The following is a 25,335-nucleotide window of genomic DNA, read 5'->3' on the forward strand; positions in this document are numbered from 1 at the left end:
CCGCGCCACCGGAGAGGGGCGCTGTGAAGGGGGTTATTGGGTGGCTTTGGCGATGGCGGCGCGGGCCATATCGTGCAATTCAAGCTCTGTCGATGTCGGTGGCTCCCACCGAGTGCCGCCGCCATACACCTCAAGCATTCCTTTCAGCGATTCCAGCAGCTCGGGCGCGTCGGCGATCAGCTTTGCGTTGGCGTGTTGCTGAGGCCCGTAACCGCCATCGGCCCCGGTAGGTCCACATGCAGCTACTTCTTGGATCACACCTCCACCTCCAGGAATTCGAGACTCTATGTACTTAGTCATTGAGCCAGTTATGAACCATGGCCCTGGCGTGTGCTTATTCATGTCGTATACCTACTGTGTGACGCGATCAGCAATAGCGCCGAGCAGCATCAGGAGTGAGAAAAGGAGTAGAACGGGGAGGGGGCCGCGCCAGATCAGGATTCGCCGGGCGCGCTGGCGGGAGGTCACGGCTTAGGCTCCAATGCTTTGATAGCCGACTTACCCAATGCTCGCAGCGAGCGGCGGAAGTTGCCGAGATCGCGGCGTGCCTTCTTGCGCTCCCTGACGAAGTAATAGGCCCTGGTGCAGTGGACGCATCCTTGCTTGAGCAGGTAATCCATCACTTCTTTGTCATTCAGGCCGCGATCTTCGTCTTGCGACCACGTTCGAAATGCGTCCCACATATGCGTCTTGCGGCGATTTTTCTCGTCATACAGGATCTGCCAATGCTCTTCGCTTCCGTTTGGCCAAGGAAGATCGCCAAGTTCGGGGTGTGGATTTACAGGCTTCGGTCCAATCAAGTCGAAGCGGTTCTCGCATCGACCAAGGTGAAGACCGATGTCGGCTGTCAATGACTTGATTCGCTGCAAGACCGATTCATGAGCGGCCAAGGTAATGAGTATCGAGCGCTCAAGTTTCATGCCTTCATCTCCACCGAGCAGCGCCACATCCCACGAACGCGAGCCGGCTGCTTGATCCAGTTCACATCCCCCAGAAACGAAAACCCCTGCATTTGCAGGGATTCGGTGAGTCCTTTGAACGATCCGGCGATGATTGTCATGCTGCCTCCTTGCGCCGCTCAACGATTCGCCGAACGCGCTCACAGTAGTGTTTGAACTCTTCTGCATTGATGATGAGGATCGAGAAGTAGTTGACGATGGTCGTCTCTGCCTTGGCTTCTTCGATTGCGCCGGCGCCGGGAAGCAGCATCGTTTCGATAACTGCCTCAATGGCTCTTACGGCGATTGCGTGGTTGTTCATAGCGCGTCGTCCTCGGCCTGGGCGATGAGGCCATCAGCAGCGAGAGGGCGCAGGAGGATGCGTGCGACCTCGCAAAGTGCTTCCTTGTGGTCTGGGGCACAGATGGCCTCTATAGCAGCGCCCTGGGCGTCTGACGTATCTCTGCGTACCGCGGAAAGGATCAGCCGTCCGATCACCGACGGGCTACTGACGTTGTCCATCACGTATTCATCCACGGCCTGGGCGAACTGCTCTTGCGTCACACCCTGGGGGCTACGCATCCGGCGCTGAAACTTCACGTCCTGGCCGTCCAACAGGTCATATGCCGCGTTGTCGACCCAGATCCGCTCAGCCTCCTCGGTATCCACCGGCTCCGGAGGCAGCATGGCGTCATACCTGGCTTGGCATATCTGCATTGCAGTGTTCATGGGTGCCTCCAGGGTGCGTGGATTATTCTGGGATGACGCGGTACCAAGCCCGCCGACCGTGGTCGAAAGCAATTTTTCCAGCCTTGCGGAGCGCTTGAAGCCTCCGATCAGGTACTCGCCACGAGTCAGAAGCTCGTCCGCAAAACGCTACGTTTTCCTTCTGGGTTCGCCTGACGATGCTGTCGAAGTCGCGGAATCCGTCATCGATCAGGGTAAGCAGGATCTGGTCATACTCTTCGTATTTGCTCATCTGGGTTACTCGGTGGGCGGCTCGGGAAACATCTGCCAGTGAGTGATGGTTTCAAGTTCCATGAAGTCGTAATCGCCGCCGTACAGTTTCCAGCTTCCATCCTTGCGCATGTGCCCCATGGCAAGGCTGCCCGGGTCATGGATGCTGGTTAGCAGGAGCGAATGGGAGACCATGGTGTGGTCGGTAGTACACTCGTGCGGGCAATCCGGCAGCCTGTCGCTGCACTTGATCCAATCGCTCATGGCGACCTCCAGTGTTTGGGGTTAGGCGGATTACTCGTCTGGCTGCTCGTCGTAAGTGACATAGCCCAGCCAAACAAGCTCGTTCATTGCCAGCCAAAACTCTTTGCTGACTTCGAAATTGCTGGCCCCTCCGCTGATCCAGCCGCTAGCGCGCCAGTCACTCAGGATTCCTCGTTCCTCACTATTGATCTTGCTTGGCTCAATGTTGTCTCCGTTGACCAGGCAATACTGCGCGTAGGGCATCAGGCGCAGTTCGCGCTGACTGATTTCCTTGCCAAGCAACTCCAGGGCCTTTGCCTTTATCTGGGTGGTGAGTTGTCCTCGCTTAGCCATTTGTTCTTGCTCCGTTTGTTGGTTTCACCTGTATTCGTCAGCCCTCACGCACGGCTGTTTGCCGATGGGCGCCGGGGAGTGCTGACGGGTAAAGGCGGGGTGGTGGGCCTGGCCGGATTTGAACCGGTCTGTCCTCCGCTTATGAGGCGGACGCATGTACCAGATATGCTGCAGGCCCAAAAAGGAAAGCCCCGTTGGACGTTCGGGGCTTTCACAGATGCCGCTTTAGGGTGTTGCTTCTATGAGTTCCAGTTATTTGGGGCGGGGCAGCCAATGCCAGAACACAAGCTGACCCTTGGTACAGCCCCAGGCCTTGCGGTTGGTTTGAGCGGGACCGGTGGACAGCGTTGCCTCAATTGGCGGTTCTGGCCGCACATGGCGAAGCGCTGCGCCGATCAGGAACAGTAGGAGCATGGTGATCTCCAGTGGGTTGGGTGAGCAGGGCGCCCCGAAGACGCCGCTCGCTGGTGCAGATGGCCGGTGCTGATCTCCGGCTTGCTGGTGGCTACCCTCCAGCGCGTACAAGGGTTCACTTGTTTCCTTTCGCGCCTAACGCGGGTGTGATCTTGAACAGCAAGAGGCCACTCGGTCGTTCACGCTGCGCATCAGCCTGCGCATTCATCTGCTTTGCTGCGTTGATGCAGGGGGCCGCTCTCGCGGTGTGTTCTCGTCCGCATCGGAAGTCACTGTCGCCCTTGCCATACCCGCAAGCGGAGGCCCTTGGTTCATCCAGACAGTGACTTCCGATGCGCCCTGGTGCTGGGGAGTACCAGGGATCGGGCAGTTAGCGTGAGGCTCACGTTTGGCGCTGGTTGTCAGGTTGGATGGCAGTTCGTCTTTAGAAGCGAACTCCTCAGATAAAGATCTGCTACTTCAGTGAGCTGCTTGGAGTAATCGTCCAAGAACTTCTGATCACTTAGGTCCTGATTGGAAAACCGGGTGTGAACGTTTACATCATGTCCCTTCAGAGAAAGACGAACGCAGATTCCATCATCGTCGCGTTTGGTTACTTCCTCGATGTACCGCGGATTGTTCAGAATTCCCATTGATCACCTTCCCAGCTCATCAGATGCGGTGACCGCTCGCCTTGGCCTGCTTAGCCATGCTGTGCCACACGGTTGCTTGAGTCTTGTCGCCGGCAGCCAGGCTCTTACGTGCCTTGGCCAGCAGTTGTTGCACGAGAGGTTCATTCATCGTTGTTGCTCCGGCTTTCTGATGATTGGCATGGCATCAGGCTCAAAATTAGTAATTCAACTACCCGTGGGTACATGTGAATTTTGAGGGCTAAACTCCTGACGTCTTTGATGTGCTCGCGGAGCGCAAGGTCGGCGAGATCAGGACTGGCTTCAAGTTCTGCTATCGCTTCGTTAAGGCCGCCGAACCACCTCTCAAGCTTGCGAGCGCACGCTGCGGCAGTTTCGTTAACCACCTCATCACTCACGCCAAAGACTGAGGCGCTCACTTCTTGGCTCGCTTTGCTACTTCAGCTTTGCGCTTCTGGTGCTCTTCAAAATCCGCCAACGCTTGCTTGATCTCTTCTTCAGTCATGGTCTTACTCCGTTCGTGGCTTTCGAATGCCTCCAGGGGTTGTGGAGGCATTTGTAAAACCAGCAAGAGGGGTGAATCAGCACCCCTCGGCCCGGGCTCGCTGCTGGCGACAGCCCTGGGCTTCTTCTAGTTGTTGACTCCGGCCGCGGACCTCCCCGCCAGATAACTGATTACGGTGCTTTACGCTGCACACCCGGGTCAGTTGCCAACCCTCTGAACCGTTTAGGCCGGTTCATCGCTGCCTTGTTGCTGGCCGGTGTTGTCCGGCGTTGGAGCAAATATGTACCAACGGTTCACAGTGGTCAAGTACCAAAAGTACATATTTTTCTCGTGGGCATAAAAAAGCCCGCAAAAGCGGGCTGGAGATTGAGGTGAAAGCGTCTAATCGTTCGGTGAATATGGATAGCCAAGCTCTCCAAGATATTGATCTTTCATGGCCGCCATCTCTGACAAAAGGCGCTCATTTTCAGCGCTCAAACGGTCATAAGATCTTTGCATATCTGCTAGCTCAATCTTGTCAGCGTGTCTTTCATCTTCCAGTTCTTTAATGCGCTCTCGAAGAGGGGCCACGCGTCTCATCTCGAAATAGATAATCCCGAAAATTAGCAGTAAACCGATCACTTCCATTATTGATGGTCCTTAAAGCATGCCGCCGCGCCAAATCACGCGCCCGATGATTCTTACTTCTTCCAAGTCATTCTGGCTTAGCTTTTGATCACCAAACCGTGTTTTGTCAGGGTTGTCACTGCGAATCAGCCACCCTTCGAAATCAGATTGAATCAGGCGCTTGACGATTGCCCCTTTGGCTTCGCTATACATGGCAAAAATCTGACCATCCTTCGGCTCGATCTTGGAGCGGTCGATCAGCAGTACATCGCCGCTGTTAATAGTGGGTTCCATACTGGATCCGTTCGCGTAGATCACGTCCAGGTTTTTCGGGTTGAGCCGGTTTAGCCTCAGCCATTCTGATTTGAACGCCAGAACTCCGCGGATTTCGACATGTGAATTCTCTTCGCCTTCGCCAGCCGCTGCCTTGGCAGTGTGCTGGTTCACACCGGTATATGACGAATCACTGGCGAGGTCAAAAGCGCGGTAGGTTGAGGATTCCTCCCTAAGCATCTCAGGCTTTTCAATCTTTGGCTCTTCCCGCATTGATCCACGGCCGTATTCAAGCCATTCAACTCGAACGGAAAGGGCCTTTGCGAGCGCAAGCATTTTTGCGCCGCCTGGCATCGATTCTCCATTCATCCATTTGCTTGATGCCTTCGGGGTGACTCCGGCCATTTTTGCCAGGCGAGCGCCCGCTCCCCATTCAGCCATCTCATTGGCTGCGAGGGCTTCCTTTAGGCGCATAACAAACGATTTGCGTATTTCTTCTATCTGAACCATGGGTTCATGGTCGCATGCGCTTGCATGTACTTTCAGTTCCGACATAATATGTACTGCAAGTTCATAATTGACTCGGAGGCCTTATGCGGCCGCTCAAGAAAGCGATTGAAGATGCCGGTGGGGTTACGACTGTTGCCTTGGCCTGCGGTAAGACGCCGCGGGCGATCTACAAGTGGATCGTTGCCGACGCTCTTCCGCGCACCGAGTACACCGGCGAAACCCAATACGCCAAAAAAATTGCTGACCTGGCTTCCAAGAATGGCAAGCCATTCAAATCTGCGTGGCTGCTTGAAGTCGCGCATCCCAAGAAATCAGCGGCTTAACCACTTCAAGTAATCAAGGAGCGACATCGCATGTACGCCAATCCCCGCCACTTACATGACCGCGAGATCAAGGTCCGTGTAGACGAGGACACCTTTGAGTTGATCCAGGCCTTGGCCAAGTTCCACCGCACGCAGCGGGCAGTTCTGTGCCGCGATCTGCTGGAGGCTCAGCTCGCTGCTTTGGCTTCAGAGGATACAGGTCAACAAGACGTGGCCTGAAGGCCCGCAGGAGTCCCTATGCCTATGGAAGCGGTCCTGCTTGAACAGAAACAGATGCAGCAGTTGGAAAGAGAGGCAGAGAAGCGGGGAATGACCTGCGAGGAACTGGCGGCTGAGCTGATGCGTCGGGAGCTGGACGACAGGACCAAACCCCGAAACCCAAGGGGAAAGATTGCACCGTTCCGCCGGAAGGGCTGATGAGGCCCTGAAAAGTCCGCCCGAATTTTTGGCACAAAAAAGCCGACGTACGAGGTCGGCTTCTTCAACAACAACTAGCGAGATGGATTATGCACATGCCAAACGATGCTAGCAACCCTGCAGCTTTTGTATCGCATGCACTGAGCTTCCACCAGTCGGCCGCTATGCATGCCGCCAGGATGGTTCGATTTCAGTACACGAAGGAATCCAAGACCAAGTTCCGGCGTGAGTGCCTGGATCACCTGAAGGCATCTCTGAACCGTGAAGAAGGAGCGTCGGCATGAGCAACATTGTCCCCATTCAACCACGTTCAACCGGCGGGTTCACCCGTATGGACAACGACCTTTATGAGGCCCTGATCCGGGCCGATTTATCAGGGCGCGAGCTTCGTGTTGCCTTGGCTATCCATCGTCAAACGGCTGGCTACAACCTTGATAGTGCTCGTATTGCCGCTTCCTACATCGCTGAGATGGCCGGCATTCATCGCGAAGACGTTTCCCGCATCATCGGTGAGCTTTTGCGTCAGCGCGTCATATACCGCAATGGAGGAAGTAAGGCGCCTATCGGTATTTCTCCATCGTCTGAATGGAAAATTGACACGAAGAACAACCGTAAAACCGAGCAGAAATTAACGCCACAGTGTGGCGTTTCCACCACGTCCTTAGTGGCGTTTCCACCACACAATAAAGACATAAATACAAATACTACTCCTAACGGAGTAGTCGTTGACGCCGAGCGCCAACCTGATCAACCCGAAAAGGTTTCTCGGCAGAAGCCAGCCATGGAGTCTTGCCCGTATCAGGCCATTGTCGACCTGTACCACTCAGCGCTGCCTGAGCTGCCAGCGGTGGCAATCCTGAACGATGGCCGCAAGCGCTCCCTGCAAGCCCGGTGGCGCGAGAGCGAAGTGCACCGCGACCTGCAGTTCTGGGCTGAATACTTCTTCCAGGTCAAAACCTCTGACTTCCTGATGGGCCGAGTCCCTGGTCGAAATGGCTCCAAGTCATTCCGCGCCACGTTCGATTGGCTGATCGCCCCGAGCAACTTCGTGAAGGTTGTGGAGGGCAATTACAATGCGTGATCCCTACAGCATCGAGGCCGAGCACGGCCTGCTGGGCGCGATGATGCAGCGCCCTGAGCTGATCGATACCCTGAGCGACGACCTGTCGGCCGAAGCGTTTTACTTCCCTGAGAACGCTGAGGTTTACCGCGGCATCATGGCTGTTCGGTCTGCTGGCAAGTCTGTTGACTTCCTGACGGTTTCGGACCAGATCACTTGCTTGCCCAACGGCGACAACGCGCTGGCCTACTGCGCCGAGATCGTGAAGAACACGCCAAGCGTGGCGAGTGCCGCGACTTACGCCGGGATTGTTCGGGAACGTGCCATTGACCGGGCGCTGTACGACCTAGGCAGCCATGCCATGGACATCTCCCAGAGCGACCAGGATACCCAGGCCAAGATTTCCGCGATTCAAACGGCGGCGATGGCTATCGACAGCGGCTCTGGTGCTGACGAAGTGGTGAAAGCCTCTGACGTGCTGGTTGGCCAGCTTGAAGTCTGGCAAGAGCGTCACGACCGTCATGCAAGCGGACAGACGCTGATCGGCCTTTCTACTGGACTGGACGACTTGGACGAGAAGCTGGGTGGCCTGCAGCCAGAACAGCTGATCATCGTTGCCGGCCGTCCAGCCATGGGCAAAACGACCTTGGCCATGGGCTTTGTTGTTGATGCTGCTGTACGCCAGGGCAAGTCTGGCTTGGTGGTTAGCCTGGAGATGAGCAAAGGCCAGCTCATTGATCGTGCCACTGCCTCAGAGGGCCGTATCCCGCTCAACCTGATCAAGAACGGTACCGCATGCCAAAGCCATGGCGAAAGCCTTGGTGTGGCTGTCGCAAAGCTCAAGAAAGCCAAGCTGTTCATCGCTGACCGCGCCGGCGCCACCGTTGGCCGCATTCGCTCGCTGGCTCGCCGGCACAAGATGCGTTACGGCTTGGACATTCTGATGATCGATTACCTGCAGCTGATGGAAGGTGAGGGCGGCAACCGTACCGAAGAGGTCAGCAGTATCAGCCGTGGCTGCAAGCTACTTGCTCGGGAACTGGGTGTTCCAGTTGTCCTGCTTAGCCAGCTTTCCCGCAAATGTGAAGAACGCCCAAACAAGCGCCCGGTACCTTCCGACCTTCGCGAATCCGGCGCCATCGAACAGGACGCCGACGTGATTCTGTTCGTGTACCGCGATGAGGTCTACCACGAGAACAGCGACTCGAAAGGCGTTGCTGAAATCATTGTGGGCAAGGGCCGAGACGTTGAAACGGGGACCGTTCGGGCGGCTTTTCTGGGCCAGTACAACCGGTTTGAAAACCTCGCCGCCGGATGGAAGCCAGAGCCTATTGAGGCCCCCGCAAAAGTCACCCCCCTTTCCAAGCGCTATGCCAGCAAGGAGCGTTTTTGATGACCTATTACGCGATGGTAGCGCTCTTCGTTTTCGGGATGTTTGTTGGCTCAGCTATGGAAACAGATTCAAAGCCAACGAACATCCAATGGTGCTGCCTGGTACTCATCGCTGCTGCTTGGCCTTGGATGGCATTCGTAATCTGTAAAGAATGGTGGGACAAGCCATGACCGACAAGATCAGCGTGAACAGCGCCAGCAAACTCTCCGAGGCCATCACCGTCCTGACGGCGATGTACCGGGAGAAGAAGTTCGTAGTCGTCTCTCTGCGCCCAGGCAAGGACCGTACCCTGGACCAAAACGCCCTGTGGTTCGCCCTTTACCAGCGCATCGCCCAAATGACGCAGATCGGCGACGTGGAAGACGCCCGACGGTACTGCAAGCTTCACTTTGGCGTTCCGATCATGCGCGGTGCTGACGCTGACTTCCGCGATGGCTGGAACCGAATGTTCCTGCACCTGCAGTACGAGCAGAAGCTTGAACTGATGGGGCCGTGCTCGATCTTCGGCCCTGACGGCTTCCCAGTAACTCGCCTGTTCAACCGCGCCCAGGGCATCGCATACACGGACCAGATCGTGGCCGAGTTCAGCGCCAAGGGCGTCGTTTTCACTGACCTGCTGGGGGAGCAAGCCGCATGAACGCCTCCAAGGGTTTCAAACTGTTCGCTGCATTTTTGATGGTGATCGCTATCACGGCCTATAGCGCGAAGGCGATGCCGGTGGACGGGGGGATTGTGTTCCTGATGGCAGTCGTGACTTTCCTGCTCGGTTACTTCGCAGGGGAGGATTGCTGATGCTCGCTGCCAAACAACCCCGCCCGAAGAAGTGCAAGAACCCAGCATGCGGCGAGAAGTTCGTCCCTGCGCGCCTGGGGCAGGCCGTGTGCAGCCCAAGGTGTGGCCTTGCGATCAAGGAAGTGAACCAGGAGAAGGCGCGCAAGTCGCTGGCCGAAGTAGGGCGCAAGGAGCTGAGAGCCGCAAAGGAGCGCGTTAAGCCTCGCTCTCAGTACATGCGTGAGGCCCAGACTGCATTTAACGCCTGGGTGCGCGAGAGGGACTCCAAGCTGCCATGCATTAGCTGCGGTCGCCACCACCAGGGCAAGTATGACGCCGGCCACTACCGCACCGTCGGAAGCAATCCGGCCCTTCGCTTCGAGCCTCTCAACTGCCACAAGCAATGTGTCCCTTGCAACCAGCACAAGTCCGGCGACATCGTGAACTATCGGATCAACCTGTTGCAGAGAATCGGCGCCGAGGCCGTTGCCTGGATCGAAGGGCCTCATGAGCCCCGCAAGTACACCACCGATGATCTGAAAGCCATTAAGGCCGACTACCAGGAGAAGCTGCGCGAGCTGAAGAGGGCGATTGCATGAACATCTCCCGAGTTCAGCTCTACATCATCTTCATGCTGATCATGTGGGGAGCTGTTCTCGGGATAGTGCGTCATCTGTACCGAACCCGCTCTGAGTGGATTCCCAAATGGAAGAGATTTAAATAAAAACTATCGATACGCCATAAATCGATAGTATAAATCTATTTCATGGTATTATTTGGACATCAACACATGCTACGGATCGAGTAAATGGCCGAGCCCGCAAGCACCGTCATACCTGTTGCAGTGATCAGCGGAGCAAGCGCTGTAGCTGTGGCCAATGGACTTGATACGTATGCCGTAGTCGCGGCCTTCTTCGGGTCGATGATGTTTTCCTTCTTGTCGAAGGGAACCCCTATCCCTGTGCGAATAGGCCTTACAGCCTGTGCATGGGTATTTGGCTACATCGCCGGAACCGAGATTGTGAAGCGTCACCTTTGGGGTTTCGATTCAGCGGCTTTTCCTTCCTACATCGCGGCGTTTTTCAGTGTTGCAGTTTTCAAAATTCTGCTTCTCGTTCTCAACGAAGACGGAAGGACATGGGTACGTAAGCAGCTCGGGATAACTACCGAGGGATCAAAGGGTGAATGAAGTCCTACTGATCAGTAAGGCGCTTATATGCGCTGCCATCTGCCTCCGCTTGTTCTGCTACTCATGGCCTGATGGTTCTCGTTATCGATTCGTTGTGACCGGTTTGGCCTATGTCCTGACTGCATGCACGGGGGCAATTTCAATTTTCCTTGTGCTTGGCAAGCAAGCGATGGCTCAGCTTTTTGACGCAGTTATCTATGCATGGATCCTTTTTTTGGTTTTCTCAGCCCGGGGCAACCTGGCCAAGATCCTGGAGATTCGCCATGGCTAACCTTCCTCGCGGCGTGCGGAACAACAACCCGGGCAACATCGACTACAACCCACGCAACCAATGGGATGGCCAGTTGGGCTTGGAGATCGGCGTCCCGAAGCCGCGCTTTGCACGCTTTGACACGCTAGAAAATGGTGTGCGCGCCCTTGCCAAGCTGCTGCTCAACTACCGCGGCAAGGACGGAATGCCCGGCGTGGGCAAGCCCGGAATCGACACTCCTCTGGAGTTCATCAGCCGATGGGCGCCAAGCAATGAGAACAACACCCTTGCATATGCCGCAGCGATTGCTAAGCGCCTGGGCGTTGGCGCTCGCGATTCGATCAATATGGCCGATCCCAAGACCCTGCGATCAACCTTAGTGGGGATCATCGTCCATGAGAACGGCAGCAATCCGTACTCAGATGCAGCGATCGATGAGGGCATCCGGAGAGCTTTGAAGTGAGCACATACCCATTCTTCGATGGCGACTGCATCCTTCGCTTCGATGCAGAGGCAAGCGCAGCTCTCAAGAAAGAGCACTGGCGAAGGATGTCCACATATCGGTTCATGCTCAGTGATAGGCAATGGGTCTGTGTCCCTGCTGGAGGACTTACGGACAAAGGGACGATTCCTATGGTCCTGAATAACGTAGTGCCTCGCGATGGAAAGTTTGAGCAACCTTATGACATGCATGACCAGCTCTGCGAGTACCTGAGCCTTACAGTTGATGGCTCCCCACGTCCTATTACACGCGCACGCGCCGATGAGCTGTTGTACATCGCCATGCAAGTAGTTGGCGGCACCAAAGCTGAGATAGCGAAGGTGCGCGCTGGCGTTGAGAGCTATCGGATAGCAGCCAAGGTCACTTCCCCTAGCAATACCGCTCTTAAGCGGTCAATCGAAGCCCAATGGAGGGCGTAATGCGCAAACAGATCAAAGTGAACAAGAACAACCCGGGCAGCAAAGGCCTGTACGTGGCCAATAAGGCCGAAAGCAAGCCGAAAGCCGAGAAGAAGGTGAAGAAATGAGCAGCTCGATCGAGCAAGAGATTCAAGACAAGGGGCTGACTGCGCCGCGCATCACGCCAGCCGACCTGAAAGCCAACATTGTTGGCGAGTACTTCTTCACTGCTGCCAATGGCGTTCAGGCTGCATTCAATGAGCAGGATGAGCTTACACGGCTCACTGGTGCGCACGGCGAGTTGTATCTATTGACCTTCTGTGTCTTGGTGCTGCGTAACGGTTTCACTGTCACCGGCGAGTCGGCTTGCGCCAGCCCCGAGAATTTCGACGCCGAGATCGGTCGCAAGATCGCTCGGGCTAACGCCGAGCAAAAGATCTGGCCGCTGATGGGCTACGCGCTCAAGCAGAAGTTGAGCGAGCAGTAATGGTATCGCTCCTGATGCACGCCATCGGCTTCTTCATCGTCAACTCGCTGATCCCTATCTGGGCAGTCGAGGTTGACGGCGAGCTGGCGTCTACTTGGTACCTCTGCTTCATGCTGGTGGACATGATCGCTCTGTCGTTCGTGAAAGTTCGCCTGCTGAAGGTAGTGCTCGCGATCTCCTGCGCATGGTCTGCTTGCCTCGCGCTGGAGACCCTGCTACTGCACGACATGCTCCAGTCGCATGACTACATCGTTCAGTTCGTGATCGACGCCGCACTGATCGTCTGCGCAGCCAAGATCGCTATCGACTACTACAGGGCGCACAAGGCGCCGAGGATGGTTGCGTAATGGCTACTTGTCATCCGGAAGGCTGGAAGATCCAGCAGCAGCAAATGGCGTTGGCTCAACAAGCAGCCCAAGAACAATACATTTTGATGGCGCAAGCGCAGGCTCACTGGAACAAGCCAATTAATCCCGCACCTGCCTCTGACTCAGATGTAATTGAAGGCGAGTTCGAAGTTCTGGGTAACCGCCCGACGTTGATCGGAACTGACATTGACGGTGGTGGTGAGTAATGGCTGGCGGACGGCCTACGAAATACAAGCCTGAGTATGTCCAGCAGGCAGAGAAGCTATGCGCGCTTGGAGCAACTGACTCTGAGATGGCTGACTTCTTTGAGGTGACGATCTCCACATTCTCACTCTGGAAGGTCAAGCATCCTGAGTTTTCGGAAGCCTTAAAGGGCGGCAAGGATATTGCCGATCGCCGAGTCGAGACTGCGCTCTACAACCGTGCAATGGGCTACTCGCACGAAGACACAGATGTACGCGTCGTCGATGGTGCTGTGGTGATGACGCCAATGGTCAAGCATTACCCGCCTGATACCACCGCGGCTATTTTCTGGTTGAAAAACAGGAAGCCTCAAGACTGGCGAGACAAGCGAGAAACTGAGCTATCTGGCGGTATCAACGTTACTCACCTTTCGGATGAAGATCTTGAGCGCCGTATCGCCGAACTCTCGTGAGAGCAAGCAAGAGCTTTTGCTGCTGCTCGAGGAGAGAAAGCGGCGTCAGCAGGCTGGAACAGTGGTTGGTATCGTCCATCCAATTGATGGGCATACGCACTCTGTGGTTCGTCGTGGTAGCAAATGGCAGCTGACAACCGAAGAGCCACAAGTCTATCTTCCATCCAAGCTTGAGGCTGTGCTGCGCTCAGACAAGCGCTTCATCATCGTCATCGGTGGCCGCGGCTCAGGAAAGTCCGTTGGTGTAGCCGATATCTGCCTGATCGACGCGAAGGACAACAACGCCAAGACGTACTGTCTTCGTGAGTATCAGTCCAGCATCCGAAACTCTATCCACTCCCTGCTGAAGGAAGAGATCAGCCGCTTGGAGTTCACGGGCTTTGAGGTCCAGGACAACGGGATAAAGCGCTCGGGTGAGGACGCGTTCCAGTTCGCCGGCCTGGCGCGCAACCCCGACAGCATCAAGTCTGCGCATGGTTTCAAGAGATATCAGGTTGAAGAAGCACAGTTCATCAGTTCCGGATCTCTCAAGGCATTAACTCCAACAGCTCGTAAGAGGCCAATGAAGGGAAAGCCTACTGAGTTGGAAGAAGTGATTGATGATCCATCGTCACGCGTTTCCATCGTCTTTATTGGCAACCCAGGAAGTAGCGAAGACCCGTTCAGCAAACGCTTTATTGCACCATTCAAGGAGCACCTTGATCGCGACGGGCGCTATGAGGACGACTTGCATCTGATCGTGGTGATGAACTACGAGGACAACCCTTGGTTTCACCTGAGCGGCCTGGAAGAAGAGCGCCAGTGGGACTATGAGAACCTTGACCGCGCACTGTACGACCATATCTGGCTCGGCGCCTTCAACGACTCTGTAGAGCACGCACTGATCAAAGCTGAGTGGTTTGACGCTTGCGTTGATGCCCACAAGAAGCTGGGCTTCGCGCCGACTGGGGCGCGTATCGGTTCCCATGATCCGTCTGACCTTGGCCCAGACAGCAAGGGCTTTGCCGTGCGCCATGGCTCTGTGCTGATCGACCTGCAGGAGAAGCTTGACGGCAACGTAAACGAGGGTGGCCACTGGGCTGCCGGCGAGGCTATCAAGTCCCAGGTAGATTCGTTCTCCTGGGACGGTGACGGTATGGGCATCGCGCTTACCGAGCAATTCAGTAAGGACTTCGAGGGCAAGCCAACGATCCTGTCTGTATTCCGTGGCTCTGAGTCGCCCGACTACCCTGATGCAGTCTATGCGCCGGCTATGGCATCGCCTGTAGCGCAGCAGAAGACGAACCGTGATGTGTTCCGCAACAAGCGTGCGCAGTACTACTTCGAACTCCGTGACAGGGCCTACAGAACCTATCGCGCCGTCGAGCTCGGCGAGTACCACGACCCGGCTCGCCTTATCAGCTTCGACTCATCGATAGATATTTTGCATCGACTTCGTGCTGAGCTATGTAGAATGCCTATCAAGCCAAACGGCAATGGCCTCTTCGAGCTCTACACCAAAGAAGAGATGAAGTCGAAATTCAAGATGGCCAGCCCGAACCTGGCCGACTCCGTAATGATCCTGATGCGGCACGTTGCGGTAAGTAGGCCAAAGGCTGTCATTCCGAAACCGATTCGTCCGATGGGCAGAAGATAATGCTGACACTCACAAGGCTGAAAGAGCTTCACGATAAGGCGTACTGCCACGGGCAGACCACTCGGCTACGTGCTGCTGACGACATGATGTTCTACCACATCACTCAGTGGGACGATTCGACGCTGGGAGAGTCTTCGCTGCAGTACCGCGGGCAGTTCGACGTGCTTCGGAAGGCTGGGCGCCAGATCATGGCCGACCTTCGGGCCAATCCGGTGCAGGTCAACTTCGTGCCAAAGAGTGAGTCGCGGGACGACGGAGCGGACATCCTGGACGGTCTGTACCTGACTGACGATCGGGCCAACACGTCGCTTGAGGCGTACGACAACGCCACCGGTGAGGCGGTTGTCTGTGGTGTTGGCGCCTGGGAGCTGTACACCCGCTACGCAACGAATCGCGCAGGTGACAACCGCCAGATCATCGAGCGCCGCCCGATCTACGAGGCCAACAATAACTGCTTCTGGGACCCCAACGCCAAGCGCTTGGACAAATCCGATGCCAAGTACGTTTCAATCCTCAATGCATATTCTCCGGGCGGTTACGACGACCTGGTTGAAGAGCTATGCCGCGAGTCTGGCAAGCCGTCAAAGAAAAAGCGCGAAGATGAGGAGTGCGAGGATGAAGACGAAACTCCTTCTTCGTTCGCATCCCCTGAGCAGTCATATACGTTCCCTTGGATGGGCAGTGGCAACGATATCGTCTACGTCGTGTGCTTCTACCATCGTCGTAGGATCAAGGACAAAGTGATCACGCTCACTGACCCGCTGGGCCAGACCGTCATGTACCGCGAGTCTGATCTCGTTGACCTGATGGACGAGCTGATCGACGACGGCTATGTCATCGAAAGCGAGCGCGATATTGAGCGCTGGGAGGTGCGCAAGTACATCGCTTCCGGCGAGAAGATCCTGAACGGCAAGATGGGCAAGGATGGCGAGCGAGAAGGGGAAGTGATTGCCGGTGAGAACATCCCGGTTATCCCCACTTACGGCGAGCGAGCATTCATTGAAGGTGAAGAGCATTATGAAGGCATCACCCGCCTGGCTAAAGACCCTCAGCGACTTCGCAACTTCCAGCTGTCCTACCTTGCCGACATCGTTAGCCGAAGCCCTCGGCCGAAACCGATTTTCAACCCTGAGCAGGTCCAGGGCTACGAGTTCATGTACGAAGAGAACGGGGCAGATAGCAACTATCCCTACCTTCTGCAGAACCGATTTGATGGTAACAATCAGGCGCTTCCTATCGGCCCAGTAGCTGTGATGCCAGAGCAGACCATCCCTCAGGCGCTCATGGCCAGCATCGAGCTGTCCCGCCAGGCTGTGGAAGACGTTGCCAACCCTGGGCTGCCTCAAGACATCGCAGACCCTGACTTGTCAGGAAAGGCGGTCAACGCGCTGACCAATCGCCTCGATCAGCAATCGATCGTCTACCAGCAGAACCTGAAGCATGCCAAGCGCCGGGACGCTGAGGTCTATGCATCCATGGCTGTCGAGGTCTACGACGCCCCGCGTGAGGTCACGCTGACTTCCCCGGACGGTACGACCAAGAAGGTCAAGATCATGGAGGCCGTACTGGATCGTCAGACCGGTGAGTTGGTCGCTCTGAATGACCTGACAAACACCGAGTACGACGTTTATGCCGATATCGGCCCGAGCTACTCGAGCAAGAAAGAACAGACCATCGATCAGTTGAGCCAGATGGCCACAAGCATGGCGCCTATCGACCCGATGATGGCGAAGATGCTGATGCTGCAGACTCTGACACTGATCAACGGCGTGGACATGGACCCAGTGCGCAAGTACGCCCGGAAACAACTGATTCTGGCCGGCATCTTTGAGCCTGAAACCGAAGAAGAAGAGGCCATGCTGCAGGAGGCGCAGAACCAACAGCAGCCGCCAAGCGCAGATATGGTTCTGGCCCAAGCAGAGATGGAGAAGGCCAGGGCTTCGCAGATGGATACGCAGCGTAAGGCGCTAAACGACCAGCAGACCGCGCAAAACAACTCGGCCAAGGTTCAGGTCGATATGTTCAGGGCAGAGACAGACAGGGCAGCAGTGCAGGTTGATGCCCAGGTGGCCGGCGCTGATATCCAGTTCAAGCAAGCTCGAACCGCTGGGCAGGTAATGGAGAACGTGCAGCGCCTGGTCAGCCCCTATCGGGCTACGGTTCAGCCAAGGCAGTAAGCAGATGCAAGCCCAGCCCTAAACCGGCTGGGCTTTTTACTACGCAGGCCAATCAAGATTTGTGGCGCTGGAGCCATCATAAAGCTTGTTAAACCCCTCTCTAGCGCATTCTGGAATCGGCATGGGCACATATGCACCATTCAAGCCGACATATAACAATGGTTGATCTGTGCAAAGAACCAGCTCGCCGTCGTAATGCGGCGTAATTTTTTCAATCTGCGCACGAGTGCCGCGCCGCAGATACAGAACTGTTTTTGATGGATCAGTCATCTAATCACCTCCTTTCAAATTCCCTGAATTATACGCGCTCCCGAAGCGCGCGATTCGAACTCACTTGTCTACTTCAATAGTAAATTTCTATCGATTCTATTGACATGATTGACGATAGCGTTACTCTATCGATTACTGAGGCGTAACAGGTTAAACGCAACCCTACTGGCGGGGAAAGCACCAGGCCATCGTTACCAAGCGAGTAAAAAATGGACCAAACCCTGGAAGAGTTACGGGCAGAAAACGCCGCAGCAGAGGCAGCAGCTAAGCCGGTTCCGCAGACCGACGACCCTGTAGCCGAAGAAGTGGCAGCAGCAGGCACGACTCCCACCGACGACCTTGCGGAAGGCCGCGAGGGTGAAGAAGGCCAGCAGGCAGAACCCGAAGCATGGATGAAAGGCGACGACCAGGAGTCGCAAGGTGCGGACAAGAAATTCACCGACAGCGATATCGGGGCAGCGAAAGCCAAGCTCCGGGCGAAGTTGGAGAAGCAGCACCAATCGGAATTGGAAGAGTTGCGCGCTCAGCTTGAAAAGCAGCGCAGCGAGTCCGTACCGCAACAGTTGCCAACGCGCCCAAAGCGTGAGGACTTCTATGACAAGGACGACCCGGACGAGGCTTACATAGACGCCCTGGCCGACTGGAAAGTCAAAGAAGGCCTTGCTCAGCAGCACGCGAACAGCCAGCAGTACGAACAGCAGCGCAAGCAGCTTGAAGCGCAACAGAAGATCAGTTCCAGCGTGGACCAGCACTACGAGCGGGCAGCAGTCCTGGCAGCAGCAAGCGGTATCAGTACCGAGCTGTATCAGTCTGCGGATCGGCGAGTACGTGAGGCCGTTCAGGGCGTGTTTGGCGGCGAAAGCGGCGAGCACATCACGAACGCCCTCATTGCCAGCCTGGGGGAAGGTTCAGAAAAGGTGCTCTACAACCTCGGGGTGAGCCCGAAGCGCCTTAACGAACTGACCTCAAAGCTTGCTCAAGACCCAAGCGGTATTCAGGCCTCGATTTATCTGGGCCGACTTTCCGCCGAGCTGACCTCACCTCCACGCAAGACAAGCAATGCGCCGGCCCCGGCCGCGAGCGTGCTGGGCGATGCGAACACCACCGATGCAGGAAAGGCCTTACAGCGTAAGTACCTGGAAGCGCACAAGCGCGGTGATGTTCAAGCAGCGTTCAACATCCGCAGTGAAGCCAAGGCCGCAAAAATCAATGTGAACTCTTGGTAAGGAATTACGACGATGGCAGCTTTAACCGCAGGCAAGATTGCTGAGGTCATGTTCGGGAATGCACTCGATACCTACGAGCCCCAAGACATGCTCCTCCCAACCACCACTTTTTTTGAGCCAGACGGCTCGACCATGCAGAACTCCGGAAACACCATTTGGCGTCCAGTGCAGCAGCATCGCCCTGTTCTGACCGGCTTCGATTTGGCCGGTCAAGAGCAAGGCATCATCGAAGAAACCTACCCGGCCTTCCTGGGTACTCCGACCAACGACTTCGTAAGCCAGCGCGCTGACGACATGCGTGACATGCGTTTCTGGGAAAAAGCAGGTATGGAAGCCGGCCGTCAACAGGCAACCAACCTGAACAAGGCGATTGCTACCGCTATCGGCACCCAAGGCGCCATGTTCTACCGTACGAACGTCACCAGCGGTTACGACGTTGTTGGCGAGGCACAAACGCTGATGAACGAGCGCCAAGGCGCTAAATCTGATCGTTACTTCCTGTTCAACGACCGCGACAACCTGAAGTACTCGAAGGACCTCGCTGCTCGCCAGACCGTTCAAGGTCGTCCTGAAACTACCTGGGCTACCGGCCAGATCGGCCAAAATATCGCCGAGTTCGACGTTTACACCGCTTCGTTCCTGCCCAACCTGATCGGCGGCGCTGACCCGGCAACCACCGTGACTGCTAACCAGTCGTTCGCGCCAACTGCAGGCACCGTGAACTCCACCAACGGCACCGTGACCAACGTCGACTACCGCTATGCAACCATTCCGGTTACTGCGTCGGCTTCCTACAACATCGGTGACAAGGTAACGATCGCCAACGGCGGTGTAACCATCAAGGCGCTGGGTCTGGCCGACAAATCCGATACCGGTGTTGCAATGACCTTTACCGTTACTGGCAAGCCAAGCGGCACTTCCTTGGTGATCTCCCCAAAACCGGTCGCACTCGACGACCCGGCGCTCTCGGCTCTGGAAGCGGCATACGCCAACGTCAACACCCGGATCCTGAACACCGCAACTGTAAACCGGGTGAATACCGACACTTCCAAGAAAACCAACCTCTTCTACGACAAGGACGCGGTTGAAGTCCTGGGCGGCACCATCCCTGCGGAGCTGTTCAAGTCGTTCGACGGCCTGAAGGTTATCAATCAGACCATGAAAAACGGTCTGAAGATGTACATGATCTACGACGCCAACATGGTCAACCTTCAGTTCCGCTACCGCCTATTCACCTGGTGGGGTGTGACCATCAAAGATCCGTCGCGCTGCGGCGTTGCCGTGACCTTCTAATCACCTTCAATGGCTGGGGCCCGAGTGGCCCCGAGCCTGGAGACTTTGACTATGGCTTGCATCCTTTACCGTGAAGGCACCGGTACCATTGAACATGGCATCGAGTGCGAATCAACCACTTGCGAAATCGAGCATCTGCATGGACTCCTTGCAGCTGGCTGGTCACAAACGCCGCCAGGCTACGAACCTCCTGAGCCAGTTGTTGAGGAAGAGGTCGGCGCAGGCGATGACGATCAAGATGACGATCAAGATCATCTGTTTCTCGATGAAATCGAACGTCTGAACGGCCTTGTCTATGAGCGCGATGAAGAAGTCAAGGTGCTTCAGGGCACCATCGATGCGCTGCATGGAGAGATTGATCAGCTCAAACAGGAAGCTTCTCGCTTATCCGATGAGCTCGCCAGCCTCAAGGTAGATGAGCACGAAGAGGAGGAGGAAGAGGAGGGCGATTCCTCCAATCTGGACCCAGTTCGTATCGCAGCGCGTGAAGCAGGCATTGAAGGCTGGGATACCAAGCGCATTACCACTCTGAAGCGCGCCCTGGAGGCCTGATGACTCCGCTCAAGGCCGACCGGATAGCCGCAGCTTACTCAAAGCTGCGCATATCCGGGCTGACTGTCGACCCGAATCCGTCGGACCTTGAGCTGGCCCTGGGCGAGCTTGAAAGCATGATGTCGGAACTGGCTTCTCGAGGCATTGAGGTTGGCTACAACTTCGAGCAGCAGCCAGATCCGAATAGCGACCTGGGTGTTCCCCAGGAGTTCTGGAACATGGTCACCTGCAACCTCGCTGTGCGGTTGATTTCCGACTTCAACAAAGAGCCACCGATGACTCTGTTTAACCAGGCGTCTCAGTCGCTGTCGCTGGCATCTGGGGTCTGTGCGCGCAACCGAATTCGGAACGTCCAGTACCCGAGCCGTCAACCCATCGGCAGCGGTAACAGGCGTTATGAGCGGTGGCAGCGGTTCTACGCGCAGTTCAACGAGCTGCCACCGAACAAGCCCGACACTCTCGAAATCATGCAGGGCGAGACGAACGACTTCACGGAGTCCTTTGAGGCTTACCTGCGCACTGATGAGGCCATCAGCGCCTTCGCGGTGACCTGTGACAACGGTCTTGTTGTGGTGTCAAGCGTGCTCAATGTGGCAGATATCGACTACCGCCTTTCTGCTCCAGCCGATCTCACTCCTTCTATCTGGCAGCAGGTGAAGATCAGGATTGAGACGACTGAAGGCCGCGTTGAGATCCGCATTCGCAACTTCCAAGTGACTCCCTATGTTCGCGTAGGAAACCAAGGAGCGGGGCAATGACATTTGTTCAGGAAAAGATTGATCAGTCGTCGGTTCAGTCGCGCGGGATCTTCAATAACTACGTATATCGCACAACCGACACGATGGCTCAGGTGAAAGCCGCCGGCTATTTTGCGGCATGTCGATTCGCTGTATCTGATGGCCCGGACACAAACGGCTTCGGGTGGAACGGTGCCAACATCGAGTGCTATTGCTCGGATGGTTACCTGCTCGGCCAGATGAATGCTGCTACTGGCACTTTGGCTGGGCTGTTCAGTGCGCCAACAGTTGTTGTGCAGAGCGACATTCTGATCTCCTCATCTCTTGTAAACCAAGTACCAGGGGCTCTTGGAACTCCACTCCAGGTGAGCTTTGGTGCACTTCAAACTACTCCACAGTTCGACCTGAGCGCGGCCGGCGCTATGACGTGCAAAGTTTCTGGCAAGTATCAGTTCACTTTCGCTGCTCAAGCGGGACGAGTCGGAGGCACTGGCGTTGTTAACCTGTTTCTGCGCCTGCTAAAGAACGGTACCCAGATTGGCAACACTTCATTAGCGCGGCTGGACAACGCGGCAACAATCGTTCCGCTGCGTTTCCCTGTTTCGTTTGATCTGCTGGAAAACGATGTAATCACAGCATTCATTGTTCAAGACTCAAGCGGAATTGCTGGGTCTGGTGGGCTCTATTCGGTAGCACCAGCAACTGCCGGGTGGGCCGTTTCACCATCTGCCGCCGTGACGGTTTCACAGCTTGCGACAGTGGTGTAACCGATGCCAGTCCAGAAGATCCCAATCACTCTGATCAAAGGCGACAAGATAAGCGTCCAGACGGACTATCTCGACGCCATCCCGGAGAACATGTATGCGGTCCCTAAGCCGATTATGGGCGCTGCGGGCTACATGCTGCAGCACTCTGGGCTTACCGAGTATGGGACCGGATCTGGACCTGACCGTGGCGGTGTCTGGAATGAACGCCTCCAGATGCACTTTCGTGTCTCCTACACACAGTTTCTGGTAGTTGAAGAAGACGGTTCGAACCAGCGCTTCGGAAACATACCGGGTACAGAGCAAGTTTCAATGCCCTATTCGTTCAACACCCAGGCTGTGATTGGGGGTGGGGCTTTTTGGCTATATGACCCAGTGAATGGGTTCCGTCAGGTACTTGATCCTGACATCAAGACGCCAATCGATGGCACATGGGTGGATGGGTACTACTTCCTCACTGACGGTGAATACCTCTATCACACGACCATCGCCAACGAGGAACTGTTCGATCCACTGGCCTTCGCTACGGCTGAATTCTCGCCAGACCCGACCCTTGGAGTTGGCAAGACTGCCGATGACAAGGTGATCGTATTCGGACGTTACTCCACCGAGTTTTTCTCCAACGTCGCATCTCCTAACTTTGCGTTCAGCCGAATTCAGGGGCGGGCGCTGAAGGTTGGGATCGTGGCCACACATGCCAAGTGCGAACTCAAGCAGTCCTGGTACTTCGTAGGCAGCCGGAAAGAGTCGGATCTGGGTGTTCATGTCCTCGGCGTTGGATCAACGCAGCAGATCTCTACCCGAGCAATTGATCGAATTTTGAGCCAGTACACAGAGCCCCAACTCGCCGATATGTCGATGGAGGCTGCAGAGGTTGATGGGATGGCATTTATCTACATCCATCTTCCTAACGAAACACTGCTCTTCAACGAGACGGTGGCCAACTCATCCGGCATCGACAATGCCTGGTCAATCCTGAAACGCGGTACCGGATCGCTGCCATGGCGCGGTATCAACGGCGTGTTCGATCCACGGCTAGGAAAGTGGGTGTTCGGCGACAAGATCGATCTTCGCCTGGGCGTGCTTGACCCGCTTTCTGTCGATCAGTACGGCGAGATGGGCGAATGGGTCTTGTACACACCCTTCATGTACCTCGAGGGTCTTTCTGTAGACAGCCTGAACATCGACATCATGCCCGGCCATTCGCCATCAGATGACGCCACTCTGTTTGTTTCGTTGACCTATGACGGCGTGACCTACGGGCATGAGGTAACAGCGCTGTATGGGCGTCCTGGTGACTACAACCAGCGCTACATCGTGAACCGTATGGGGTACGTGCGGAACTGGGTTGGATTCAAGCTACGCGGCGCCTCACGCGCCAAGATGGCATTTGGTAGGGGGTATCTCGAAGTTGGCTAACGGCGATCTGTCTTTAGAGCTGTCGGCATCTGACGTGATGAATTTCACGGGATGGCCCGAGGCCATGGTGAGTGACTACATCTCACGCGGTGCTGACTACATGCTGACTGGAGCCGGCGATCCAAACACCCTGAACATACCAGCAAACCGTACTCGTCAGTACCTGGATACGACCGCGGTGAAGATGTACGTCAATCCAGTGATTGGCGCTCGTTCCGGATGGGTTTTGGTGTGATGTTCCGGCAAGCGTTCTTGTGTGAAGAGGTTGGTGATCTCTGGTGGGAGCCGGACCACCAGATCTGGAAATGGCTGGAAGGTGAGATCTACGTCTCAATGACTCGCCGGGAAAATGCGGTTTTCTGCCACTTTTCCGCCAAGCCTACGGCGCTTAGACGCTTGAGGGATGCAACAAACGAACTTGTAGAACTGGTGTTCGGGCTAATGCCTTGGTGCCAGGTAGTGATGGGAAGCATTGAGCTGCGCAGCGTTGCCAAGGTCATGGAGAAATGTGGCTTTGAGCATGTGGTAAGTCATGAGTATCTGAAGGTTTATGCGAGGTTTCGAAAATGAGCGGCGGAAGCAGTGGCGGAGAGAGCAAGAAAGCAGCCGAAGTTCAGGCCCAATCTCAGCGTGAGGCTTTGGATTATCTGAAGCAGACCGAGCGCCTGCCCCAGGCCTATCGGGAAGGGGCATTGCAAGGTTTGGGTGCTGAATACGGGTTTGATTCAAACGGTGCTTATGGCGGCGACGGAATGTCGATCATTCAGCGCGCCGAAGCGAGTCCTTTCTACCAGACGGCGATCAAGCGAGGCGAGGAGGGCGTTCTGCGCAACGCCTCCGCCACCGGTGGCCTCCGCTCAGGCACAACCAACGAGAACCTGGCGGCGGTCAACCAGAACGCTCTGATGTCCGCTTATGCCAACCAGCTCTCTGGGCTGCAGGGTATGGCTCAGCTTCCGTCGAATGCCAACAACATTGCCAGCGCGATGTCCGGCGTAGGCCAGACCATGGCCCAGGGGATCATCGGTGGCGCGCAGTCCAGTGCGGCAGCGCAGCAGGCCAATGTCAACAACGCTATGGGAGCCGGTGCCCTGGCCTTGGAGGGATACAACTCATACCAAACCTTCTCTGATGCGCGCCTAAAAGACGAAATCGTGCTGGTCGGTGAGCGAAACGGACACAACGTCTACAAGTGGATCTGGAATGGAGCCGCCGCCGATCTTGGGCTCATTGGTCGATCTGCTGGCGTACTTGCCCAAGAAGTTGAGAAGACGCATCCACATGCCATCACAGAGCGAAACGGCTTCAAATGCGTCGACTACAAAGTGATTGGAGTAGACCCTCATGGCATTTGAATACACACCATTGACTGCTCAGAACCAACAGCGGCAGCGGGATCAATACCAGCCATTTCAGGCGCGTGTCCAGCCCAGTGCTGGCGGTACCGCATCAAATCCGAATGCGATGCAGCTGGCGAAAGCCATGAAAGGACTTGGGGCTACCTACAACAGCATCAAAGGCGCAGGAGCTGCTGGCTCATCTATTGGTGGGACTGGATATGGCCTGGGGCAATCGCTGCAATCAGGCGAACTTGGGGCGTCGACCTATGCAGGGAGCGGAACTGGTGCCGGATCGGCAGTGGCAGGTGGCACCGAAGCAGGTGCGGCGGCTAGTTCAGGCGCTGGGAGTACGTTCGGCTCGGTAATGGGGGGCCTCAATATGGCAAAGGACGCTTACGGCATCTTCCAAGGCATGCAAACGCCCCAGGGAGTTGAAGGTCGTGACCGTGGGAGCTTTGCAGGATCGGCAGCGGCAGCAGGTCAAGGTGCGGCTGGCGGTGCATCTGTAGGCGGTCCAATCGGCGCCATCGTCGGCGCCGGACTTGGCAACGAAAGCTACCAGTGGCAGCACGGCAACCGAAAATCACTCACTTCGCTGGGCGGCCTTTTCAAGAGCGAGCTCACCGGTGGCTTGGCTGCTCGTGACATCGGCAGCTGGACAGGACTTTGGGAATAAACC

39 protein-coding genes and 1 tRNA gene are annotated in these 25,335 nt (G+C 55.9%); 26 read left to right on the forward strand and 14 right to left on the reverse strand.

Annotation, left to right across the window (positions count from 1 at the left end):
• Positions 1–33: 33 nt before the first annotated feature.
• From BLS75_RS01865 to BLS75_RS01910, 13 genes are all read right to left on the reverse strand, one after another.
• Positions 34–258, reverse strand: a complete 225-nt coding sequence (locus BLS75_RS01865; RefSeq protein ID WP_204378517.1) for a hypothetical protein — start codon at positions 256–258, stop codon at positions 34–36.
• A 206-nt stretch (positions 259–464) separates the two neighbouring features.
• Positions 465–920 carry a hypothetical protein gene (locus BLS75_RS01870; protein ID WP_092214752.1) on the reverse strand — a complete coding sequence of 152 codons (456 nt, stop codon included), beginning with the start codon at positions 918–920 and terminating at the stop codon, positions 465–467.
• A complete protein-coding gene (locus BLS75_RS32305; RefSeq protein WP_176876680.1) occupies positions 917–1,060 on the reverse strand; it encodes a hypothetical protein in 144 nt (47 codons plus the stop codon). Before BLS75_RS32305 ends, BLS75_RS01870 begins: the two co-directional genes overlap by 4 nt.
• Positions 1,057–1,260 (reverse strand): hypothetical protein, encoded by a 204-nt coding sequence (locus tag BLS75_RS01875; protein ID WP_092214755.1) that lies wholly within the window; start codon positions 1,258–1,260, stop codon positions 1,057–1,059. The genes BLS75_RS32305 and BLS75_RS01875 overlap by 4 nt, the downstream gene beginning before the upstream one ends.
• Complete coding sequence (locus BLS75_RS01880; protein ID WP_092214758.1) at positions 1,257–1,667, reverse strand: hypothetical protein; 411 nt, start codon at positions 1,665–1,667, stop codon at positions 1,257–1,259. The genes BLS75_RS01875 and BLS75_RS01880 overlap by 4 nt, the downstream gene beginning before the upstream one ends.
• A gap of 22 nt (positions 1,668–1,689) precedes the next feature.
• Positions 1,690–1,917, reverse strand: a complete 228-nt coding sequence (locus tag BLS75_RS01885; protein WP_092214761.1) for a hypothetical protein — start codon at positions 1,915–1,917, stop codon at positions 1,690–1,692.
• A gap of 5 nt (positions 1,918–1,922) precedes the next feature.
• A complete protein-coding gene (locus BLS75_RS01890; protein WP_092214764.1) occupies positions 1,923–2,159 on the reverse strand; it encodes a DUF551 domain-containing protein in 237 nt (78 codons plus the stop codon).
• A 30-nt stretch (positions 2,160–2,189) separates the two neighbouring features.
• The gene (locus BLS75_RS01895) at positions 2,190–2,492 is read right to left on the reverse strand and encodes a hypothetical protein (RefSeq protein WP_092214768.1); all 303 of its coding nucleotides are present in this window, start codon (positions 2,490–2,492) and stop codon (positions 2,190–2,192) included.
• A 100-nt stretch (positions 2,493–2,592) separates the two neighbouring features.
• Positions 2,593–2,670, reverse strand: a tRNA-Ile gene (locus tag BLS75_RS01900).
• Positions 2,671–3,557: 887 nt separating this feature from the next.
• A complete protein-coding gene (locus tag BLS75_RS32700; RefSeq protein ID WP_275656537.1) occupies positions 3,558–3,686 on the reverse strand; it encodes a hypothetical protein in 129 nt (42 codons plus the stop codon).
• A complete protein-coding gene (locus BLS75_RS31915) occupies positions 3,679–3,954 on the reverse strand; it encodes a hypothetical protein (RefSeq protein ID WP_143031406.1) in 276 nt (91 codons plus the stop codon). The genes BLS75_RS32700 and BLS75_RS31915 overlap by 8 nt, the downstream gene beginning before the upstream one ends.
• A 467-nt stretch (positions 3,955–4,421) precedes the next feature.
• Positions 4,422–4,667, reverse strand: a complete 246-nt coding sequence (locus tag BLS75_RS01905) for a hypothetical protein (protein WP_092214770.1) — start codon at positions 4,665–4,667, stop codon at positions 4,422–4,424.
• Between the two features lie 12 nt (positions 4,668–4,679).
• The gene (locus BLS75_RS01910; RefSeq protein WP_345769793.1) at positions 4,680–5,474 is read right to left on the reverse strand and encodes a S24 family peptidase; all 795 of its coding nucleotides are present in this window, start codon (positions 5,472–5,474) and stop codon (positions 4,680–4,682) included.
• A gap of 38 nt (positions 5,475–5,512) precedes the next feature.
• Between BLS75_RS01910 and BLS75_RS01915 the strand changes: the two genes are divergently transcribed.
• From BLS75_RS01915 to BLS75_RS01995, 16 genes are all read left to right on the forward strand, one after another.
• On the forward strand, positions 5,513–5,752 hold the full coding sequence (locus tag BLS75_RS01915) for a helix-turn-helix domain-containing protein (RefSeq protein WP_092214777.1): 240 nt from the start codon (positions 5,513–5,515) through the stop codon (positions 5,750–5,752).
• A 30-nt stretch (positions 5,753–5,782) separates the two neighbouring features.
• Entirely contained in the window at positions 5,783–5,971 is a 189-nt protein-coding gene (locus BLS75_RS01920) for a hypothetical protein (protein WP_092214780.1), read from the forward strand.
• Between the two features lie 24 nt (positions 5,972–5,995).
• The gene (locus tag BLS75_RS01925) at positions 5,996–6,169 is read left to right on the forward strand and encodes a hypothetical protein (RefSeq protein WP_239690631.1); all 174 of its coding nucleotides are present in this window, start codon (positions 5,996–5,998) and stop codon (positions 6,167–6,169) included.
• Positions 6,170–6,449: 280 nt separating this feature from the next.
• Positions 6,450–7,250, forward strand: coding sequence for a replication protein (locus BLS75_RS01930; RefSeq protein ID WP_092214785.1), 801 nt, complete (start codon positions 6,450–6,452; stop codon positions 7,248–7,250).
• On the forward strand, positions 7,243–8,622 hold the full coding sequence (gene dnaB / locus BLS75_RS01935) for a replicative DNA helicase (protein WP_092214788.1): 1,380 nt from the start codon (positions 7,243–7,245) through the stop codon (positions 8,620–8,622). Before BLS75_RS01930 ends, dnaB begins: the two co-directional genes overlap by 8 nt.
• Positions 8,623–8,788: 166 nt before the next feature.
• Entirely contained in the window at positions 8,789–9,259 is a 471-nt protein-coding gene (locus tag BLS75_RS01940; protein ID WP_092214791.1) for a hypothetical protein, read from the forward strand.
• Positions 9,256–9,414, forward strand: coding sequence for a hypothetical protein (locus BLS75_RS32310; protein WP_176876683.1), 159 nt, complete (start codon positions 9,256–9,258; stop codon positions 9,412–9,414). Before BLS75_RS01940 ends, BLS75_RS32310 begins: the two co-directional genes overlap by 4 nt.
• Positions 9,414–9,992 (forward strand): recombination protein NinG, encoded by a 579-nt coding sequence (locus BLS75_RS01945; RefSeq protein ID WP_092214795.1) that lies wholly within the window; start codon positions 9,414–9,416, stop codon positions 9,990–9,992. The genes BLS75_RS32310 and BLS75_RS01945 overlap by 1 nt, the downstream gene beginning before the upstream one ends.
• A 209-nt stretch (positions 9,993–10,201) precedes the next feature.
• Complete coding sequence (locus BLS75_RS01950; protein WP_092214798.1) at positions 10,202–10,582, forward strand: putative holin; 381 nt, start codon at positions 10,202–10,204, stop codon at positions 10,580–10,582.
• Positions 10,583–10,845: 263 nt separating this feature from the next.
• On the forward strand, positions 10,846–11,295 hold the full coding sequence (locus BLS75_RS01960) for a structural protein P5 (RefSeq protein ID WP_092214806.1): 450 nt from the start codon (positions 10,846–10,848) through the stop codon (positions 11,293–11,295).
• Between the two features lie 561 nt (positions 11,296–11,856).
• Entirely contained in the window at positions 11,857–12,219 is a 363-nt protein-coding gene (locus BLS75_RS01970) for a Gp49 family protein (protein WP_092214811.1), read from the forward strand.
• Positions 12,220–12,233: 14 nt separating this feature from the next.
• Positions 12,234–12,566, forward strand: coding sequence for a hypothetical protein (locus BLS75_RS01975; protein ID WP_143031407.1), 333 nt, complete (start codon positions 12,234–12,236; stop codon positions 12,564–12,566).
• On the forward strand, positions 12,566–12,793 hold the full coding sequence (locus BLS75_RS01980; protein ID WP_092214818.1) for a hypothetical protein: 228 nt from the start codon (positions 12,566–12,568) through the stop codon (positions 12,791–12,793). The genes BLS75_RS01975 and BLS75_RS01980 overlap by 1 nt, the downstream gene beginning before the upstream one ends.
• Positions 12,794–12,879: 86 nt before the next feature.
• A complete protein-coding gene (locus tag BLS75_RS01985) occupies positions 12,880–13,242 on the forward strand; it encodes a terminase (RefSeq protein WP_239690632.1) in 363 nt (120 codons plus the stop codon).
• The gene (locus BLS75_RS01990) at positions 13,214–14,878 is read left to right on the forward strand and encodes a phage terminase large subunit (RefSeq protein ID WP_176876684.1); all 1,665 of its coding nucleotides are present in this window, start codon (positions 13,214–13,216) and stop codon (positions 14,876–14,878) included. Before BLS75_RS01985 ends, BLS75_RS01990 begins: the two co-directional genes overlap by 29 nt.
• Positions 14,878–17,055 (forward strand): portal protein, encoded by a 2,178-nt coding sequence (locus tag BLS75_RS01995; protein WP_092214827.1) that lies wholly within the window; start codon positions 14,878–14,880, stop codon positions 17,053–17,055. Before BLS75_RS01990 ends, BLS75_RS01995 begins: the two co-directional genes overlap by 1 nt.
• A 39-nt stretch (positions 17,056–17,094) precedes the next feature.
• Here the strand turns inward: BLS75_RS01995 and BLS75_RS31920 are convergent, their stop codons facing one another.
• Positions 17,095–17,325 carry a hypothetical protein gene (locus BLS75_RS31920; protein ID WP_143031408.1) on the reverse strand — a complete coding sequence of 77 codons (231 nt, stop codon included), beginning with the start codon at positions 17,323–17,325 and terminating at the stop codon, positions 17,095–17,097.
• Positions 17,326–17,534: 209 nt separating this feature from the next.
• On the opposite strand from BLS75_RS31920, the gene BLS75_RS02000 reads away from it, so the two are divergent.
• From BLS75_RS02000 to BLS75_RS31930, 10 genes are read left to right on the forward strand one after another with little or no spacing between them, the layout of a single operon-like run.
• Positions 17,535–18,551, forward strand: coding sequence for a hypothetical protein (locus BLS75_RS02000; RefSeq protein ID WP_092214830.1), 1,017 nt, complete (start codon positions 17,535–17,537; stop codon positions 18,549–18,551).
• Between the two features lie 12 nt (positions 18,552–18,563).
• A complete protein-coding gene (locus tag BLS75_RS02005; RefSeq protein WP_092214833.1) occupies positions 18,564–19,844 on the forward strand; it encodes a P22 phage major capsid protein family protein in 1,281 nt (426 codons plus the stop codon).
• 51 nt (positions 19,845–19,895) lie between these two features.
• Entirely contained in the window at positions 19,896–20,396 is a 501-nt protein-coding gene (locus BLS75_RS02010) for a hypothetical protein (RefSeq protein WP_092214836.1), read from the forward strand.
• On the forward strand, positions 20,396–21,154 hold the full coding sequence (locus tag BLS75_RS02015; protein ID WP_092214837.1) for a packaged DNA stabilization gp4 family protein: 759 nt from the start codon (positions 20,396–20,398) through the stop codon (positions 21,152–21,154). The genes BLS75_RS02010 and BLS75_RS02015 overlap by 1 nt, the downstream gene beginning before the upstream one ends.
• Complete coding sequence (locus BLS75_RS02020; protein ID WP_092214840.1) at positions 21,151–21,900, forward strand: hypothetical protein; 750 nt, start codon at positions 21,151–21,153, stop codon at positions 21,898–21,900. Before BLS75_RS02015 ends, BLS75_RS02020 begins: the two co-directional genes overlap by 4 nt.
• 3 nt (positions 21,901–21,903) lie before the next feature.
• A complete protein-coding gene (locus tag BLS75_RS02025; protein WP_092214843.1) occupies positions 21,904–23,316 on the forward strand; it encodes a packaged DNA stabilization protein in 1,413 nt (470 codons plus the stop codon).
• Positions 23,309–23,551: a hypothetical protein gene (locus tag BLS75_RS31925; protein ID WP_143031409.1), complete on the forward strand. Its 243-nt coding sequence runs from the start codon at positions 23,309–23,311 to the stop codon at positions 23,549–23,551. Before BLS75_RS02025 ends, BLS75_RS31925 begins: the two co-directional genes overlap by 8 nt.
• On the forward strand, positions 23,536–23,886 hold the full coding sequence (locus BLS75_RS02030; protein ID WP_092214846.1) for a hypothetical protein: 351 nt from the start codon (positions 23,536–23,538) through the stop codon (positions 23,884–23,886). The genes BLS75_RS31925 and BLS75_RS02030 overlap by 16 nt, the downstream gene beginning before the upstream one ends.
• Positions 23,883–24,671: a tail fiber domain-containing protein gene (locus BLS75_RS02035; protein ID WP_092214848.1), complete on the forward strand. Its 789-nt coding sequence runs from the start codon at positions 23,883–23,885 to the stop codon at positions 24,669–24,671. The genes BLS75_RS02030 and BLS75_RS02035 overlap by 4 nt, the downstream gene beginning before the upstream one ends.
• On the forward strand, positions 24,661–25,332 hold the full coding sequence (locus BLS75_RS31930) for a hypothetical protein (RefSeq protein ID WP_143031410.1): 672 nt from the start codon (positions 24,661–24,663) through the stop codon (positions 25,330–25,332). Before BLS75_RS02035 ends, BLS75_RS31930 begins: the two co-directional genes overlap by 11 nt.
• Positions 25,333–25,335: the final 3 nt, after the last annotated feature.

The sequence above is a fragment of the Pseudomonas sp. NFPP12 genome (assembly GCF_900103205.1).
Taxonomy (GTDB): Bacteria; Pseudomonadota; Gammaproteobacteria; order Pseudomonadales; family Pseudomonadaceae; genus Aquipseudomonas; species Aquipseudomonas protegens.